Below are 268 nucleotides of genomic sequence, written 5' to 3'. Positions count from 1 at the left end.
ATCCCGACGATGTGCTTCTCTGCCCATCGACGCCTCCCGAATGGCAGCCGCGATGAAATCGTGCGCGAACGCGCCCGCCAGAACAAGACCAAAGCCATCCGGCTGGCCCGTGATTTGGGTATTCGCACCATCCAGCTTGCGGGTTATGACGTGTACTACGAGGAGCACGACGAGGGCACGCAACAGCGCTTTGCCGAAGGGCTGGCGTGGGCCGTAGAGCAGGCTGCCGCCGCGCAGGTAATGCTGGCGGTAGAGATCATGGACACTG

At 62.3% G+C, this 268-nt stretch carries 1 protein-coding gene; it reads left to right on the top strand.

All coding sequences use genetic code 11. The features are described 5' to 3' along the window. A partial coding sequence (locus RTW80_RS29455) for a TIM barrel protein (protein ID WP_312721663.1) occupies positions 1-268 on the top strand: 268 nt, incomplete at both ends.

Source organism: Escherichia sp. AM3 (assembly GCF_032029835.1).
Taxonomy (GTDB): Bacteria; Pseudomonadota; Gammaproteobacteria; order Enterobacterales; family Enterobacteriaceae; genus Escherichia; species Escherichia coli.
The sequence above is the reverse complement of the archived record's forward strand: the minus strand, read 5'-3'. Positions and strand labels throughout refer to the sequence as shown.